Annotated in this window: 17 protein-coding genes; 4 read left to right on the top strand and 13 right to left on the bottom strand. The window is 56.1% G+C overall.

The window, feature by feature from the left end; translation table 11 throughout:
• Positions 1-102: 102 nt before the first annotated feature.
• The 7 genes from ACIRQ6_RS02695 to ACIRQ6_RS02665 all read right to left on the bottom strand — a co-directional run bounded on the left by ACIRQ6_RS02695 (position 103) and on the right by ACIRQ6_RS02665 (position 6,402).
• A complete protein-coding gene (locus ACIRQ6_RS02695) occupies positions 103-423 on the bottom strand; it encodes a hypothetical protein (protein ID WP_420862599.1) in 321 nt (106 codons plus the stop codon).
• A 3-nt stretch (positions 424-426) separates the two neighbouring features.
• Positions 427-2,115 carry a relaxase/mobilization nuclease domain-containing protein gene (locus ACIRQ6_RS02690; protein ID WP_420862598.1) on the bottom strand — a complete coding sequence of 563 codons (1,689 nt, stop codon included), beginning with the start codon at positions 2,113-2,115 and terminating at the stop codon, positions 427-429.
• 47 nt (positions 2,116-2,162) lie between these two features.
• Positions 2,163-2,540, bottom strand: coding sequence for a plasmid mobilization protein (locus ACIRQ6_RS02685; protein WP_420862597.1), 378 nt, complete (start codon positions 2,538-2,540; stop codon positions 2,163-2,165).
• 73 nt (positions 2,541-2,613) lie between these two features.
• Positions 2,614-4,092 carry a type IV secretion system DNA-binding domain-containing protein gene (locus ACIRQ6_RS02680; RefSeq protein ID WP_420862596.1) on the bottom strand — a complete coding sequence of 493 codons (1,479 nt, stop codon included), beginning with the start codon at positions 4,090-4,092 and terminating at the stop codon, positions 2,614-2,616.
• 13 nt (positions 4,093-4,105) lie between these two features.
• Positions 4,106-4,816: a helix-turn-helix domain-containing protein gene (locus tag ACIRQ6_RS02675; protein ID WP_420862595.1), complete on the bottom strand. Its 711-nt coding sequence runs from the start codon at positions 4,814-4,816 to the stop codon at positions 4,106-4,108.
• The gene (locus tag ACIRQ6_RS02670) at positions 4,809-4,967 is read right to left on the bottom strand and encodes a hypothetical protein (RefSeq protein WP_420862594.1); all 159 of its coding nucleotides are present in this window, start codon (positions 4,965-4,967) and stop codon (positions 4,809-4,811) included. The genes ACIRQ6_RS02675 and ACIRQ6_RS02670 overlap by 8 nt, the downstream gene beginning before the upstream one ends.
• 538 nt (positions 4,968-5,505) lie before the next feature.
• Positions 5,506-6,402, bottom strand: coding sequence for a LysR substrate-binding domain-containing protein (locus ACIRQ6_RS02665; protein WP_420863838.1), 897 nt, complete (start codon positions 6,400-6,402; stop codon positions 5,506-5,508).
• A gap of 142 nt (positions 6,403-6,544) precedes the next feature.
• Here ACIRQ6_RS02665 and ugpB point away from each other — a divergent pair, with 142 nt between their 5' ends.
• The 4 genes from ugpB to ACIRQ6_RS02645 all read left to right on the top strand — a co-directional run bounded on the left by ugpB (position 6,545) and on the right by ACIRQ6_RS02645 (position 10,721).
• Positions 6,545-7,855, top strand: a complete 1,311-nt coding sequence (gene ugpB, locus ACIRQ6_RS02660; RefSeq protein WP_420862593.1) for a sn-glycerol-3-phosphate ABC transporter substrate-binding protein UgpB — start codon at positions 6,545-6,547, stop codon at positions 7,853-7,855.
• A 62-nt stretch (positions 7,856-7,917) separates the two neighbouring features.
• On the top strand, positions 7,918-8,799 hold the full coding sequence (gene ugpA / locus ACIRQ6_RS02655; protein ID WP_420862592.1) for a sn-glycerol-3-phosphate ABC transporter permease UgpA: 882 nt from the start codon (positions 7,918-7,920) through the stop codon (positions 8,797-8,799).
• Positions 8,800-8,825: 26 nt separating this feature from the next.
• Positions 8,826-9,662, top strand: a complete 837-nt coding sequence (gene ugpE, locus ACIRQ6_RS02650) for a sn-glycerol-3-phosphate ABC transporter permease UgpE (protein ID WP_420862591.1) — start codon at positions 8,826-8,828, stop codon at positions 9,660-9,662.
• A 6-nt stretch (positions 9,663-9,668) separates the two neighbouring features.
• Positions 9,669-10,721, top strand: a complete 1,053-nt coding sequence (locus ACIRQ6_RS02645; RefSeq protein ID WP_420862590.1) for a sn-glycerol-3-phosphate import ATP-binding protein UgpC — start codon at positions 9,669-9,671, stop codon at positions 10,719-10,721.
• Between the two features lie 438 nt (positions 10,722-11,159).
• Here ACIRQ6_RS02645 and ACIRQ6_RS02640 read toward each other — a convergent pair whose 3' ends face one another.
• The 6 genes from ACIRQ6_RS02640 to ACIRQ6_RS02615 are packed head-to-tail and all read right to left on the bottom strand — an operon-like array spanning position 11,160 to position 15,737.
• The gene (locus ACIRQ6_RS02640; protein ID WP_420862589.1) at positions 11,160-11,651 is read right to left on the bottom strand and encodes a peptide-methionine (S)-S-oxide reductase; all 492 of its coding nucleotides are present in this window, start codon (positions 11,649-11,651) and stop codon (positions 11,160-11,162) included.
• Complete coding sequence (locus ACIRQ6_RS02635; RefSeq protein ID WP_420862588.1) at positions 11,648-12,091, bottom strand: hypothetical protein; 444 nt, start codon at positions 12,089-12,091, stop codon at positions 11,648-11,650. Before ACIRQ6_RS02635 ends, ACIRQ6_RS02640 begins: the two co-directional genes overlap by 4 nt.
• 29 nt (positions 12,092-12,120) lie before the next feature.
• Positions 12,121-13,323 (bottom strand): cation:proton antiporter, encoded by a 1,203-nt coding sequence (locus ACIRQ6_RS02630; protein ID WP_420862587.1) that lies wholly within the window; start codon positions 13,321-13,323, stop codon positions 12,121-12,123.
• A 10-nt stretch (positions 13,324-13,333) separates the two neighbouring features.
• Positions 13,334-13,798 (bottom strand): carboxymuconolactone decarboxylase family protein, encoded by a 465-nt coding sequence (locus ACIRQ6_RS02625; protein WP_420862586.1) that lies wholly within the window; start codon positions 13,796-13,798, stop codon positions 13,334-13,336.
• Complete coding sequence (locus ACIRQ6_RS02620; RefSeq protein WP_420862585.1) at positions 13,798-14,331, bottom strand: N-acetyltransferase; 534 nt, start codon at positions 14,329-14,331, stop codon at positions 13,798-13,800. Before ACIRQ6_RS02620 ends, ACIRQ6_RS02625 begins: the two co-directional genes overlap by 1 nt.
• Positions 14,328-15,737 carry a mercuric reductase gene (locus ACIRQ6_RS02615; RefSeq protein ID WP_420862584.1) on the bottom strand — a complete coding sequence of 470 codons (1,410 nt, stop codon included), beginning with the start codon at positions 15,735-15,737 and terminating at the stop codon, positions 14,328-14,330. Before ACIRQ6_RS02615 ends, ACIRQ6_RS02620 begins: the two co-directional genes overlap by 4 nt.
• Positions 15,738-15,748 lie beyond the last annotated feature (11 nt).

Below are 15,748 nucleotides of genomic sequence, written 5' to 3'. Positions count from 1 at the left end.
GGCCTTCTCCGTGTTGTCCGAATGCCCGATCCGGCGCGAGCATATTATTTAGCCTCAGCCGTAAGCGATCCGTGGAACATGACAGCAAATTCGGGAAGTCGGTTAACAGCGCCTGCTGGAAGCCAAGGCCCGGCGCACCCAATGAACAGTGGACTGATCGCGTTGGTCTTCGGCATCGCTGACCTGCTCGACAAGCTCCGCTAACGCCCAAAGTGCATTGACTTGCGCCTCAGGCATACCGCGTGTTTCTAAACTGACGCTCAAGTACTCGTATTTCTTGTGACATTGCGCGCGGCCACCACATGCCTTGGCCAGAGTTTCAATTGTATTGGCAAGCACGTCCCAGCCCGGACGGTCTGGCCATCGATCCTTGAGTTTAACTTCCTCGGTTTTGCCTTTGGTTTCGCAAATTTTGTCGTCCATCGTTCAACGCTCCCGGTCTTGTGTTTTCCCTTTTGCCACAGAAGGCCTCGGAGATCGCAGTCCAGCAAGTGCATCCTTGGCCTTAGAGTGTGCCAAGGATTTATCCTGAAGCGAACGCTTCTCGGCTGCGCCACGGTCCTTGGCGGCGGCTTTATCCTTCGCGTTTTGCTTTCGCGCCTTTTGTGTGGCTTGGGCTGCGCGGCTTTGAGCTTTGGCTTGCGCATCCACTCTTTGTTCCAACTGGGCCTTGGCCGCGTTTCTATACTGCTCGCCTTGTTTGCGGTTTGCTTCGCGGAACTTGGCGTTCTTTTCCTCTATTTGGTTGTCCCGCTGTTCCGCCCGCATCTTGGCCGACGGGCCTTGTGACGGTGATATTTGAGCAACTGGTTTCGACTTGTTTTCAGTGACTTGCACGTCATTATTCATTTTTCTTCCCTCCATGCCATCTCTAAGCGTTTGCAAAGATCGGGGTTCGCCGTTACCGGCGGCTCTCGTCTCCTGCCGCACAACTCGATCATTTCGCCGCTCGGTGCTTCGCCACTGCGATTGAAGCGCTCCGCACTCCACTTTCTGCCGTGTGATGAGGTCGGCGCGTTCATCTTGGAACCGGGCATAAAGATCGCGATGGTCCTGCGCCCGCGCCGCACTCAACCTGTCGAGGTTTCGACGCAGGGGACGGTCGTACCAATCCTTGAAATTTGCCAAGTGTTGCTTCTCAACACCAAGGATCGTCGCGTTTCGTAGCCTTGCGTTTTGGAGATTCACCCAGGTGAGCTTGGCCAACCCGATATCCTTAAACGCACGATCGCCCGACGCACGTTGCAAACGCGCGGCTTGGATCGACAGCGACAACCGCCCGTAGAACGTGCTGTCGAGCTTGTCGAACTCACGTTTCCGCCGCCACTTGTCTCGGCCATACTGCTTCCACAGGCCTTTGTTTGCCGCGTTGTAAACTTTCCGTTCATTGCGTATCCGCGCTTTCCATCGGTCACGCAGACACCCTTTCCGTGCTTGATATCTGATGCTCAGATCAGCCCATTGTTTTTTGTGCTTCGCGGTCAGCTCCTTTGAGCGGTTGCGATGGTCTTGGCGAGCGCTTGGCCCGACCCTTTCAGACTTCTTCCGCCGGACATGGTTGCGCCGCTCGTCCGCGCTGTACTGCCTCTTCTTGCGGTCTTGACGCTCGTGTTTTTCGGCGCGGTTCGGGCTTACGATGTTGCCCCGGTCACGCTCATATTCGTACGCCCAACGATCCAAGGCGCGGTTTTCGTTCGGGCCACACTTTGCCAGTTTGCCGTTTTCCGGGTTCACCCGGTTCACCACGACATGGACGTGGGGATGGCAGGTGTCATTGTGGCAGATGATGATCGCTTGGTGCCTCTCCATTCCAATTGCCTGCAGCGCTTCATTGGCCGCCCGTTCCATCTCGGCCCGGTCGAGCGATGCAGCCTCATCGGGATGCCATGACAGGGCGAAGGTCTTTACGGGCGTCTTGGCCTTGCGTCCAGTTGCCTTCACCCCTGCCTCCTGCTTCAGGCGGTTGGCATCTTTGGCGGTCGAAATCATGATCGCTGTCGCAACATCGGTTCTGTCCGTTGCGAGGTTGCGCATGGATGTCCACTCGACCCGATCCGAGCTTGTTCGATGCTCTGTTTCGCCCGGCTCTCTCCGGTCATGAAGGTAATAGTCCATCGCCCCCTTGAAGCTCATGCCGGGGGCATGATCCGAAAAGCTGCAATTCATGGATCATGACCCGCAGCAAGGCGTTCCACAGCCGCAAGAACAGCGCTGAGAGTTTCAGGGAATGAGCGGGGCAGCGGCTCGCCTCGATTGGCGACACGGGCGATCTGATTGAGGTTCACGCCGACGCGGTTCAACTCGACCAGTGCCTCGGCGTTGACCTGCTGCGGTTCGGTCGATGCCGTGACCCGATGACCCAGGATCGCGCGGCGGCAATAGTCGGACAGCGATACCCCAGACAGCGCCGCCTTGGTCTCCACGCCCGCCCGCTCGAAGGTGGTCAGCCGAACGCTGACCACCGCGACGCGACCTTCCCCCGGCGCGGCCTTCGGGCGACCGATTGGCTTACCCAGATCATTCATGCTGAGCCTCTGCAATTGGCTGGCGTCGCGCAGCGACAAGCGTTTTTGTTTACAAAAACTATGCTTGCTACCCTAAGTCCGAAACCGATCATGGCTGATAGACCGGTATGGGTGTCAGGTAGGTCGTGTCCTCGCCTGCGAGTTTGACAAATCCCTGCAGCGTGGGCAGTGCGGTGATCTCAGAAGCCAAAACAACGCGCACGACTTCCTCTTTGACCGACTGCGTTGTCGAACGTTTCCCATCGGTGCCAGAAGACTGACCAAGCGACATGACTTGATAGCGCGCATCGCCAATCAGCTTAGATTGCCGCTCCGCAGAGGTCGCATCGGTTGCGCGCAGAATGACCTTATTCGAGAGACTGTTGGTGATCGTGATGGCACCATTTCGGCCGTAAAGCAGCTCTACTTGTTCGAAGTTTTGGATGCCGGCAACGACGCGAAAGCCCGTCTTTCGCAACTCCGTGACCGCAGTTTTCAGCGAAGGAATTTCGCCCAATCCCGACAACTCATCGACGATGATCCAGACCCGATTGTCTCGATCCTCGCCCAAATCGCAGGCGGTCGTAATGATCTGATCCAACCAGCAAGAGATCAGGTTTTTGGCCTCGGGCAGTTCCCTTTTTCGATAGGGGATAAAGATCGAAGGCCGATCCTTGCCTCTCTCGACCCATTCGCGGACAGAAAAGTCGCCTGGGCGCAGATGCTCCCAAAACTTCAGTGTCTCAAAAAATGTCATCCGAACGTTGTTCAACGCCTTATCATTGATCCCCAGAGAAGCCGCAGCCGTGCCATGAATGAACGGGGCCAAATCCTCTGCCTCAGCACCAGTCAGAAGATGGAAAAGCTCAGTGTGGTCGAATGTGTCACCTGCCTCTTCAACGATGCGCTGGTATCCTCGTGCCGTCGCAGAGAACATCGCCTTCGCCATTTGGTGCCACTGTGCGGCCTCGCCCACACCGTCGCCAATGAATGATTGGGCAAGCGCCGACCAATCCGATGGCGCGCGCACCTCGTTCATCGGCAACCAACCAGGAAACGCTGGATCAAAGGGAGACAAGATCACATCATCGGGCTGATTGAAGGAAGTCCACATATCGTAGTTGGTATCGACCACAACGACGGTATCGCCGCGTGCTCTGAGGAGAGCCACCATGTTCTTGAGTAGCTGGGTTTTACCAGTACCCGTCGCCCCTTCGATCAGCATATGCAACGATTCCAAATGCTCCGGGAGGCGCACGTTGCCAAGCGGAACCCCTTTGGCTTCCATGGGTGCGTCCAAACGGCTCACCTGCGCTCCGCCCTTGTGGCGACGCTGGATGGCAGGTCTGCCGGGGCTCGCTGTTAGGCAGATCAGCCCAGCGATCCCGCCGAACACAACGCCAAGCGCTATGAGAAATACTCCCGGCCAGCCGCTATGATCGTTGGCACCGGTTAGCCCCATCAAGAAGCCCAAACCGGCAAGCCCTGCAAACGGCATGACCCCAAACTTGAGCATGAATTTGCGAAACTGAGCTTGCACTTCAAGCCCTGCACGGCGGGCGGCCAAATCATCTTCTTGGGTAATCATCTTCTTCCCTCCTTCACGCTGCGACAGCGAGTTCTGGCGCGCTGCTATGCGTGGCCATCAGTCGCCGGACGAGTTTGATTTGCTGGTCTCTCAGCGGGCTTTCGCGCCGGGCTGGGCAAAGATCAGGAAGGGCGTACCCCTTCCGTCCTTCATGGACGACTTGCGGCAAAGCTCGATGCAAGGAAGGCAGGCCATAAGCCCTTAGGGCGTCATCCCATTCCCGCTCGAAGTAGCCCCCACCACCGGGTACGAAGCGCAATTCTTCGCCAGGCTGCCCTTCATGGGGCAAGTCCGGCGACGGCGAAGGCCGCGCCTTTTGTTCTTTTGATTGTTCATTATAGGAAAGCTCATGAGTGGACCCTTTTTGAGGCACCTGTGAACCCTTTTTCTGAGCTGAAAGGCTCGCCTTTGAACCCTTTTTCGAAGCACGGAATGGAACGATTTTGCGTGGTGCCAAGAACGTGTAGTTCGTACAATTGCCAGCACCACGCCCTTCGGTACGAGACAGCCAACCCGCATTGATCAAGTCTTTGATGCCGCGTTTCAGGGTTGATAGCGGCAAACCAAGAAACTCGATCAAAGTCTTCAGACTGGGATTAAGCTGGCCGGTCTCATCGTTTGCGAACTGAACAGCAAGCGCACCTGCGACAACCTTTGCGTTCGCATTCAGGCTTCTGACTTGCATGACGGCTTTGTGCCATTCGAAGCGATTGAGCTTAGACATAGGCACCTCCCGCGATTGCGTTGAGGGCCGAGAACGGGTAAAGGATTGATGTAGATTGAAGACCAAAGCCGTTGAGGTGGGTGGCCGCCCCCTCGACGGTTTTTCCTTTCTTGGGGCTTGCAATAACCCGGAAACCATTTACCGTTTCCATGTAAGTCGTTGATTTCCCGTCGTGAACAAACGGGGTCCGTTTACAGAAAAATCGTTGAAAAACAGTCCGCACATGCGGATTGCAAATCCGTGTACACCGGTTCGATTCCGGTACTCGCCTCCATTTAATTTCAGGTACTAAGCCAAATTCCAGAAGCTATACGCGAATTTCAAACACGGATATTTGAAACAACAGCGCTGAGCCACCCCTGTGGCTAGTATCCTCAACGCAAGCGCGTTGGCGAAAAAATCGAGGCGACTGCCTTATCTTGAGAGGACAATCAAGAAACCAAGACACAGACTTCTTAAGCAGTTTCTCAGCATCGCTGCCGTTGAGCGAGAGACACTCTAATGTCAGGTATGCGGACGAGGCGGCCGTTCCTCACATTCAGGCGTAGTTCCGCTCTACGGATCAGAGCGGACGTTTACAATCGCCGCCCAATCAGCGGCATTGTGAGCTCGCTTATCTCAAACTAGACTCAACTTCGCTGCACTTGCACCAATGTCACTTAGCTCCGATTTCCGAAGAGTCATCCAATTCAAACTTTAAACTCACTCAAGCTAGCCTTGAATTCTTCCATGAAATCTAAAGTAATTTTGGATGGCCGTTTGTGGATCGGCCTTACAAGGCAAATTTCGTGTGGGACGCTTGGCACAAAGGGGCGATAGTCGAGCCGATCCTTGTAAGTTTGCGCGTCAAGTTCACTCACTACGGACACGCCAACACCCTGCGCTACAAGTTCGCATGCCGCAGTAAATTGACGGGTTTCGACAACTTGGGTTGGATTTACTGAAGCTTTTCGGAACACATCATGCAGAGACCGGTAGAAGCTGCTGTCGCGGCGCGTGTGAACAAAACGCTCCTCGTCCAAGTGTCGTGCATCAACCTGTTTGAGGTCCTGAAATCTGTGTCCTTTGGGAAAGATGCACACGGTCCTGACACTCAGCCGTGTGCTTTCAATCGCGGGATGACCGTCAAATCCGTCTGTGATGCCACAATCATACTGCTCACCGACAATCCATTCCAGAATCCGTTCCGGGCGATCTGGTTCAAGGGTGATTGTTACGTCAGGCCACGTCTTTAGGAATTTAGTGACAACGGCGGGCAAGTGACTCGTGGCAAAGCCTGGAAGACAGGCAACGCTCAGATGACCGGCCGTTTTATCATGCACGTTCTGGCTGGTGTCGGTGATGTTCTTCAGTACTCCCAACAGGCGCGCAATGTCAGGCAGGATGTAATTGGCCTCTTGTGTAGGAACCAACCGTCCATCTTTTCGATCAAGCACTGCAAAGCCAAGCTCGGAGGACAGATCTGCCAGCAATCGGCTTACTGCGGGTTGCGAAATTTCTAAGCTTTTCGCCGCCCGTGTCATGCTCCCGTGATCTACAACGGATTTAAGGGCCTCGAGCTGTCGCAGTCTGGGTCGTGTTGTCATGATGCGGTCCAATACCTAGTGAATTTATAATGCTGTGTTATAAATTGAGGTCAAGGAATAGTCTTGAATTATGCGAACGCTTGGATAACGTGTAATAATTCCGCGGGGGCGAGGAGGCCGCCGCGATTCCTGGGAGGAACACATGAAAAACCTGACAACTGGCGCTTTGATCGCCGGATCAACGATGCTTTCGCCGTTCGCGGCCTATGCAGAAACAGAAGTCCAATTCTGGCATGCTTTTACAGGTCGCCTTGGTGAATTGGTTGCGGCCCAAGTTGAAGACTTCAACGCTAGCCAAGACGAATTCACTGTCGTCGCATCCCACAAGGGCAACTATTCCGAAACGCTGAATGCAGGTATTGCAGCATTCCGCGCCGGTGAGCAGCCACAAATCCTCATGGTATTCGAGGTCGGCACAGCCACCATGATGTCCGCCGAAGGTGCGGTGCGGTCCGTGACCGAAGTGATGCAGGCCTCTGGCGCAGAATTTGACCCGGATGCCTATATCGGCGCGGTCAACGGCTATTATACCACCACCGAAGGTGAAATGCTGTCCTTGCCGTTCAACGCATCCACCCCCGTCCTTTGGGTGAACCGCGACGCGTTCGAAGCCGCAGGCGTTGACCCTGACACCGATCTGTCCACATGGCAGAACGTGGGCGATGTCCTTGGCCAGTTGCAAGACGGCGGCAGCACGTGCCCCCTGACAACCGCGTGGCAAAGCTGGATTCACCTTGAAAACTTCAGCGCCTACCACGATGTTCCCTTCGCCACTCAAGAAAACGGTTTTGCAGGCACAGACACAGAACTTGCCTTTAACAGCGACGCGCAGGTCGCGCATATTTCAGCCATGGGTGAATGGGCCGCTGACGGTAAATTCATCTATCTGGGCCGCCGCAATGAAGGCGGTGCGAACTTCCGTGCTGGTGAATGCGCGTTGTTCACCGAAAGCTCTGCTGGCTATGCAGGCATCAGTTCTGAGGCGGAATTTGCCTTTGACGTTCGCCCGCTTCCCTATTGGGACGGTGTTGGTAATGCCCCACAAAACACCATCATCGGTGGTGCATCCCTTTGGGTGATGGAAGGCCATGAGGACGCCGAATACGAAGGTGCCGCACAGTTCCTTGCCTATCTGTCCTCGACAGAGGTGCAGGCGCAGTGGCACCAGGATACGGGCTATCTGCCAATCACCAATGCCGCGTCTGACGCGACACGCGCCGCGGGGTTCTACGAAGCAAATCCCGGCACAGATGTGTCCGTGATACAGATGACGGCCAATGATCCGACATCGAATTCCAAAGGCCTGCGCCTTGGGTCCTTCGATCAGATCCGTGGCATCATCGACGAAGAGCTTGAGGCCGTCTGGTCCGGCGACAAAGACGCGCAAACCGCCCTTGATAGCGCGGTTGAGCGTGGCAATGCCCTGCTGCGCCGCTTTGAAGCAGCCAATTAAGAAATACACATGCGGGCGGCCAATCACCGCCGCCCGCATATCTTTTCGGGGGGCAGCGCGATATGGAAAAACGGGTCACGTTCAAAGGCTGGCTTTTGCCGCTGTGCCTGATCGCGCCGCAAGTCCTCGTCTCTGCAATTTTCTTTTTCTACCCTGCAGGGCAAGCGATCTGGCAGTCCTTGTTCATCCCCGACCCGTTCGGTCTGTCGATGCAATACGTGGGCACCGGCAACTTTGAATATCTGCTGAGCGACCGGTATTACCGGACGTCCTTTGTGACGACCGCGATCTTTTCGACCCTCGTGACGCTGTGTTCCATGATCCCTGCGCTGTTTCTGGCCGTTGTAGCAGACCGCCTGATCAAAGGTGCAGGCGTTTACCGCACGATGTTGATCTGGCCCTACGCCGTGGCCCCCGCCATTGCCGGTGTGCTTTGGCTGTTCATGTTTAACACCCGCGTGGGCGTTGTGTCTTGGTATCTGGGCCAGTTTGGCTATGACTGGAACCACGTCCTGAATGGCGGAGAAGCCATGGGCCTTGTCGTCGTCGCCTCTGCTTGGGGGCGCATCAGCTACAACTTCCTGTTCTTCTTTGCTGCCCTACAAGCGATCCCGAAATCGGTGATTGAGGCTGCGGCGATTGATGGCGCGCGGTTCTGGAAACGGTTCTGGACCATCGTGCTGCCGCTGCTGTCCCCCACCACGTTCTTTTTGCTGGTCGTCAACATCGTCTATGCGTTCTTTGAAACCTTTGGTGTCATCCACACCATCACCAGTGGTGGCCCGCAACAATCCACGACCATTCTTGTCTACAAGGTCTTTTCGGATGGGTTCGTGGGCCAGGACCTCGGGTCCTCGGCCGCACAATCTGTCATTCTGTTGGTCGTCGTCGGTGCGCTCACCATCTTCCAGTTCAAGTTTATTGAGCGGAGGGTGCATTATTGACCCATCCAACCGATCCCCCCCCCGGCATGGTCGAAAAGCGCGGCGCGGGGCTGTGGCTGTCCCATGTCATCATGATCATCGGCGTGCTTGTCGTGTTCTTCCCGATCTGGCTGGCCTTTGTGGCGTCCACTGTGACCCAGCCCGAAATCGTGCAACCGCCTATGCCGCTGTGGCCTGGTGATCAGTTCTACGCCAACTACAGCGAGGCGTTGCTGTCGGGCGTCAACGTCCCCGTCGCCACCATGCTGGTCAATTCGCTGGTCATGGCCATCGGGATTGCTGTGGGTAAAATCGTCATCTCGTTGCTATCGGCCTTTGCCATCGTCTATTTCAAATTCCCCGGCAAGATGGTGTTCTTCTGGCTGATCTTCCTGACCCTGATGTTGCCCGTCGAGGTGCGCATCGTCCCCACGTATGAAGTCGTCGCGGGCTTCGGGATGCTCAACAGCTATGGCGGCTTGATCTTGCCGCTGATCGCATCGGCGACGGCGACCTTCCTGTTTCGCCAGTTCTATATGACCGTCCCGGATGAGCTGGCCGAGGCCGCGCGCGTGGATGGTGCGTCCCCCATGCGGTTCTTCTGGGACATCCTGTTCCCGATGAGCCGCACCAATATCGCGGCGCTGTTTGTCATTTTGTTCATCTACGGCTGGAACCAGTACCTCTGGCCGCTGCTGATCACCACGGACCCCTCGATGAACACCATCGTGATGGGCATCAAGCAGATGTTCCCGTCAGGCGATGACACTGCGAACTGGCCGGTCATCATGGCAACATCTATTCTGGCAATGATCCCGCCGATCATCGTCGTCATCTCAATGCAAAAACTGTTTATCCGCGGCCTCGTGGACAGTGAAAAGTAGGCAATCATGGCAACAGTCACGCTCGTCGATATCAAGAAACGCTTCGGTCCCACGCAGGTAATCCACGGCGTCAGCGCCGCGATTGAAGACGGTGAATTCATCGTCATCGTCGGGCCATCGGGCTGTGGGAAATCCACGCTGCTGCGCATGGTGGCGGGGCTTGAATCTGTGTCCGAAGGCGAAATCCAGATCGGCGATAAACGCGTTAACGAACTGGAACCGATGGACCGCGACATCGCCATGGTGTTCCAGAACTATGCGCTTTATCCGCATATGTCCGTGCGCCAGAACATGGGCTACGGGCTAAAAATCGCCAAACTCCCTGCGGCCGAGATCGACAAAAAGGTCGAAGCCGCCGCCAAGCTGTTGCAACTTGAACCCTACCTTGATCGCCGCCCGCGCGATTTGTCCGGCGGGCAGCGTCAGCGCGTCGCGATGGGCCGTGCGATCGTGCGCGAACCTGCGGTGTTCTTGTTTGACGAACCACTGTCCAACCTTGATGCAAAGCTGCGCGTGCAGATGCGCCTTGAAATCCGTGATCTGCAAAACCGCCTTGGCATCACCTCCCTCTATGTGACCCACGACCAAGTCGAAGCGATGACTATGGCGGATCGGATGATCGTGATGAACTCCGGGCGCGCCGAACAGATCGGAACCCCGCTTGAAGTATACGAACGCCCCCAAACCTTGTTCGCCGCGCAATTCATCGGCAGCCCGTCGATGAATGTGTTGGACGGTGTAATCACAAATGGCGTTCTGAAAATTGGCGATGTCACGGTACCCACGACCCAAACCGCATCAGGTAAGGTGACAGTCGGCATTCGCCCCGAACACATCATAACCGACCCCGCGGGGCCACTGTCGATAACCGTTCAAATGGGCGAACCTTTGGGCGCAAATACCCTGTTGCATGGGCGGATTACGGGCAGCAACGATGCCTTTACGCTGAGCCTCGCCGGCGTGCATCACGCTGTCACGGGGGAGGCGATGCAGTTCGGCGTGGATCCCGCCAACCTGCATTTCTTTGACCCTGAAACAGGCGTACGGCTGGACGATTAGAGCGAAATTGCATTCGCCAAAGGAACCACAGACCTAATTGGGTGGTCTCCTAGAGCTACACTCGAGGGTCAAGAAACTAACCTGAGCTTTAACAATTTGCCAATCGTATGACGTTGCTAGGGGATCGAGGATTAGTCATAAGAGACACTATTCCGGTCAATTAACTTATCGCAACGAATGGCCGTTTCCGCCAACTGCAACCATTTGCGCAGCGTGCAGCATAGGTGACTCTGGGCTCTCTTGAAACCTTCGCTGCGCTGGTCCTGAGTGACCGGTTCGGGAAACAACGCCGTTCGCTGCGCGGTGTACGAACTGATAAGGTGCGGACGAAGCTGCCATATGCCGATGCAGCTATTGCTGGCGCAGCATTTGTTCGCAGGTGCAGCGGCGCACGCTTGGCTCTGTAGCATTTGTAGCCAAAGCAGTCATTCAAATCGGTCAACACCGAACCGAATAATGGCCAAACTGTTGCCTTATCACGCTTAGTTTCGGATCAATGTAAGTGGTGCAAAATGGTTTTTCCGGGTTCGTTTCATAATACCGTTGAAACGGTTCCGGCGATGGCTTGAAGCCATCAAATGGGAGCGTCATCGTGACAAGCGGCTTGTCAAAGTCGCTTTGCGCGTCTTTGATGTGGCGTTGGACTGTGTCGGCCTGTTCACCGGAATAGACATAAACAGCACTCCGGTATTTTCCGCGCATTTTATGCTGCGACGTGCTGGCGTGGGTGCGCAGATGCACGTCGATCAAGACATCCAAGGGGATGACTTCAGGGTCAAACGTCACGACAACAGCTTCAGAAAAGCTGTCATGTGGCGCAAGGGATTTGATGAACCCTTGCGCCACGTTGCCGACGCCCCGAAGCGATTGGAACACCGCTTCAGTGCACCAGTGACATCCACCTCCGAAGCCTACTTTAACTTGGGTCAATGGACTTCGCTCACGACGAGGTCGCGGCCATTGAAAGAGCAGGTTTCGCCTGCGGTCTTACCTTCAAGTGCGCTGTAAATCGGTGCCGCTGTAGAGATGCCGATGAAGTCTTGGTCCTGACATCTAAATGCAGCTGTAGAGACGCCGACGACCAGAAAGCGGTTCCCGATTTTTACGACGGCACCGGGTTCAACCGCATCTTTCGGACCAAAATCAATGTCGTTGATCACTGAGACCTTTGCGCTGTGGTCATGGGCTTTGTCATCGAAGGCCTCGGCCAGATCAGCGGCGGTCTCGGCTTGTGACTGTTCGCTGGCGTCGATCGTCTCGTTGCGCTCAAGCCGGGCCGCGGCCAGAAACACTTGGTATTTTTGTTCCGCCTGCGCCAGGTCGGCTTCTGTCAGCGCGAGCATTGTTGTTTTTATGTGGGACTTATCCATCGGGTTTCTCCTGTTGAGTTAGAGTAAATTCAGGCGGCGCGGCCTATCCATTTGGACAGTGGCGCTGCCGAAATGCCGTGCAAAATGATCGACAAGAAGACTGTCATTGAGACACAGGCCAGCAATTCTTCTTCGCCGGGAAAGTCGAATTCATCCATCATGATCAGGGTAAAGAGGATTGAGGCCAAACCCCTTGGCCCGAACCAGCCCAGAAACAGCTTTTCCCGCAGGGCAAGGCCCGTGCCCAGCAGCGACAGCCAGATCGGCAACATGCGCACAACGGTCAGGAATAGAACCGCAAGCACCACAGCGCGCCATGTCATATGCTCCAGCCCGTCCGGCAACAGCAGCGCGCCAAAGATAAGGAACGCGAACATCGTGAGAAGTTGCCCGACGCCTTCCATGAATTCGCCGATAAAATGGATGTCGTGTTTGTAGGTATTGCCGAACACCATGCCCGCAACAAAGGCCGCAATAAAGCCATTTCCACCGATGATCTCAGCGCCGATAAAGGCTGCAAAAGCGACAGCGAGAAACGCGACCCCACCAGCGGCTTCGGCCATCAGATCGCGGTTCTGGGCGGCGTCCATTGCCTTGGCAAAGCCCCAGCCGAACGCGATGCCAACGATTGGCCCCAAGACAACTTGCAGCACAGCCGACATGGCCAGCCCGTCTGTCGCTGCATCCCCCATCCCCGCTGACGCCAGAATGGCACCGAAGAGGACGAAGGGCAGCACGAGCCCGTCGTTCAGCCCGCTTTCAACATTGATCGTCTGGCGCAGAGGCTCTGGCACGTCAGAGCTTGAAACAACAGTTTGTCCAAGTGCTGCATCGGTCGGGGTCAGGACAGCCGCCGTCAAAAGCGCCATTGCCAGACCGCTCTCGGGGTTGAGCAGGTAAGCGACGCTCATTCCCAACCCGATGGTAAGCGGCAACCCGACAACCAGCATGCGCAAGGGGATTTTGAAACTCTGGCGCAGCGATTTGAAGCGCACATGGCTCGCATCTGAAAACAGCACGAGCACAAGCGTGATCTCGGCCAAGAGCCGTTTGCCCTCGTCCAGGGATTCCGGCTCAGCCAGCGCTTCGATCGGGCGTGCACACAGATAGCCGACGATCATGAAGATGATCGGCAAGGTGATGACCGTCTTTGCGATCGCATTTGTGAGCAACGAATAGAGGAAAACGCTTGCCAAGATCGCGAGCAAAATTATGTCGGTTGACCAGTGCATCGCCTCCATTTCAGCTCTCCAACACAGGCGTTGCACCCTGCGCCAGTTTCAGGCGGGTCCAGAGGTTCATGTTGATCACAATGGCCGCAACCTCGGCTATTTCGGTTTCGGAAAAATGCTCTGTCATCGCCTCATGAAGCGGTGCAAACCCAGCCAAGTCATAGGCCGTCAACGCTTCGCAATAGCTAAGGGCGGTTTGCTCTGCGGCGTCAAACATCGTGCTTTCCTGCCAGCTTGCCAGATGGGCCACTTTGGCAGGGTGAATGCCCTGATCGTGGGCCGCTTTCGTGTGCAGGATCAGGCAGTAGGAGCAGGCGTTCATCTGTGCGACGCGCAGCCGAAGCAGTTGTGCCAGTTGTTTTTCAACGGCCATATCTGCCGTGTAGCCAACTGATTTGGCCATCTGTTGGGCAATGCCGTGAAACTCGACCAGATCAGGGTCAAACCGTGTGTTCTTGAATGTGATTTCGCTCATTATGTGTCCTCCAGTTGAAATTTCGCGCGCCATTCCGGCCGCGTTGCGCCGACGCGGCGCAGGAAAGGGCAAGTCAAACGCACCTCATGCGGTGCGCTTTCCAGATGCTCAAACACCTCTGCCGCAAAGCGCGCGCCAAGCCCTGATCCACGCAGTGACGGGGCAGTTTCGATATGACCGAGTACCATACGCTCGCCTTGCCATGTATAGCTGACAAATGCGTCTGACGGGGCCATGTGCCGCACAAAGCGCTGGCTCTTTTTGTCATGCACCCGCCCCGGATCATACAGCCCCGCCCGTGCCAAAGCCTTGTCGAGCTCGGGCAGCATAGGGTTGCGCAGCTTGCGCCCCCTGATCTCGAACGTGGGAAACTTGTCAGCACTCCCTGTGAGCGCCACCAGTCGCTTCGCAGCCTCAGCGTCCTTGTCAACTTCTGCCATTTCATAGGTCAGCCCACGCTCTTCCATCGCCGCTTGATAGTAGCGTGTTTTGTGGCATCGCAGCTCACCATACAGGGTTATGGCCTCCTTCATTTTGCAGCCAGCGGCTTGAGGTTGCTCAGCAGTGTGGGCAGTAGCTCGGCAACCGTTGGATGCACCGGAAGCGCCTGCTGCATGAAGCGATAGCTCGCGCTTGTCGCCATGTAGTTGGATAGCACTGCGATGATCTCATCGCCTGCTATGCCGAACACGGTGGCGCCCAGGAACTGCTCTGTTTCGCCATCCACGATCAGGCGTATCAGGCCAGTTGTCTCACCCTCTTCCTTGGCGCGTGAGATATCTGCCATCGCCATCTCTGCCACCAGAATGCTGCGCCCGTCATTCGCGGCCTTTTGGGCATCGGCAAGCGACATGCCCACGCGTCCCAAGGGTGGGTCGGTGAACATCGCATAGGTTGTCGGGCGCTGGTCGGCATCCTTCCATTGGTGCAACGGGCCCGCGTTTTCATCGGCATTGGCCAGAACGATCTCATGGTCGTGATAGCTGGTATGGGTAAAGGCACCGCGCGCGTTGATATCTCCAAGCGCCCAGATGCCGGGCACATTGGTTTCAAGCTGCACATCGGCGCGAATAAATCCGCGCTCATCCGTCTGGACGCCAACAGAGCCAAGGTTGAGCCCATCACTATTCGCGCTGCGCCCCGTTGCGAACAACAGATGCGATCCTTCAAAGCTGAAGCCGTCGGTCATAATCAACGTCACACCATGGCGGGATGGCTCGACCTTTGCGATTGTCGCGTCGTTCACGATGGTCACCCCCTCGTCCTCGAAGATGTCTTGAATGATCCTCGATACATCTGCATCTTCGCGCATGGCAACGCGGGGGGCGCTATTGATGATCGTGACATCCGCGCCAAGCCTGCGGAAAATCTGACCCATCTCCAGCCCGATATAGCTGCCGCCAACAATGATCAGATGACGCGGCAACTCGGTCAATCCAAGCAGGCCGACATTGTCGAGATGCGCCACAGAGTCCAAGCCACGCACGGGCGGCGTGAAAGCCCGCGTGCCGGTGTTGATATAGACTTTATCTGCGGTCAGCCGCGTTACACCCGCAGTAAGGACAAACTTGTCCCCATCGCGCCCTTCGAATGCGCCCCAGCCTTTGATGATATCAACCTTCTTGGTCCGCTTCAGCCATGCGTTGAGGCCACGTCGCGCAGTGTCAACGCGGTCTCTCATGCGGGCCATTGCGGCCGCGAAATCAACTGTGACTTCGCCAGTTTGCACACCAAAATCAGCCGCACGCCGCGCCATATGCGCCACCCGCGCTGATTTGCGCAGGGTTTTTGTTGGTGTGCAGCCCGCGTTGACGCATGACCCGCCAAGCTGCGCCCCTTCGATCAAGGCGACGTTTTCGCCGCGCTTGGCAAGGGCAACCGACAAGGCAGGGGCGGCTTGGCCGGACCCGATGATCGCAGTGTCATAATGTTTTGTCATGATCCGGTTCC

The organism is Algirhabdus cladophorae (assembly GCF_044772865.1).
GTDB classification, from domain to species: domain Bacteria; phylum Pseudomonadota; class Alphaproteobacteria; order Rhodobacterales; family Rhodobacteraceae; genus Algirhabdus; species Algirhabdus cladophorae.
This window is presented reverse-complemented; position numbering and strand designations above follow the sequence as displayed.

What these genes read in the sequence shown, in the direction of transcription:
- ACIRQ6_RS02635 (WP_420862588.1), bottom strand. Translation starts at nt 12,091, where the DNA reads ATGGATAAGTCCCACATAAAAACAACAATGCTCGCGCTGACAGAAGCC.
- ACIRQ6_RS02645 (WP_420862590.1), top strand. Translation starts at nt 9,669, where the DNA reads ATGGCAACAGTCACGCTCGTCGATATCAAGAAACGCTTCGGTCCCACG.
- ACIRQ6_RS02620 (WP_420862585.1), bottom strand. Translation starts at nt 14,331, where the DNA reads ATGAAGGAGGCCATAACCCTGTATGGTGAGCTGCGATGCCACAAAACA.
- ACIRQ6_RS02695 (WP_420862599.1), bottom strand. Translation starts at nt 423, where the DNA reads ATGGACGACAAAATTTGCGAAACCAAAGGCAAAACCGAGGAAGTTAAA.
- ACIRQ6_RS02665 (WP_420863838.1), bottom strand. Translation starts at nt 6,402, where the DNA reads ATGACAACACGACCCAGACTGCGACAGCTCGAGGCCCTTAAATCCGTT.
- ACIRQ6_RS02630 (WP_420862587.1), bottom strand. Translation starts at nt 13,323, where the DNA reads ATGCACTGGTCAACCGACATAATTTTGCTCGCGATCTTGGCAAGCGTT.
- ACIRQ6_RS02690 (WP_420862598.1), bottom strand. Translation starts at nt 2,115, where the DNA reads ATGGACTATTACCTTCATGACCGGAGAGAGCCGGGCGAAACAGAGCAT.
- ACIRQ6_RS02675 (WP_420862595.1), bottom strand. Translation starts at nt 4,816, where the DNA reads ATGTCTAAGCTCAATCGCTTCGAATGGCACAAAGCCGTCATGCAAGTC.
- ugpB (WP_420862593.1), top strand. Translation starts at nt 6,545, where the DNA reads ATGAAAAACCTGACAACTGGCGCTTTGATCGCCGGATCAACGATGCTT.
- ACIRQ6_RS02625 (WP_420862586.1), bottom strand. Translation starts at nt 13,798, where the DNA reads ATGAGCGAAATCACATTCAAGAACACACGGTTTGACCCTGATCTGGTC.
- ugpA (WP_420862592.1), top strand. Translation starts at nt 7,918, where the DNA reads ATGGAAAAACGGGTCACGTTCAAAGGCTGGCTTTTGCCGCTGTGCCTG.
- ACIRQ6_RS02615 (WP_420862584.1), bottom strand. Translation starts at nt 15,737, where the DNA reads ATGACAAAACATTATGACACTGCGATCATCGGGTCCGGCCAAGCCGCC.
- ACIRQ6_RS02670 (WP_420862594.1), bottom strand. Translation starts at nt 4,967, where the DNA reads ATGGAAACGGTAAATGGTTTCCGGGTTATTGCAAGCCCCAAGAAAGGA.
- ACIRQ6_RS02680 (WP_420862596.1), bottom strand. Translation starts at nt 4,092, where the DNA reads ATGATTACCCAAGAAGATGATTTGGCCGCCCGCCGTGCAGGGCTTGAA.
- ugpE (WP_420862591.1), top strand. Translation starts at nt 8,826, where the DNA reads ATGGTCGAAAAGCGCGGCGCGGGGCTGTGGCTGTCCCATGTCATCATG.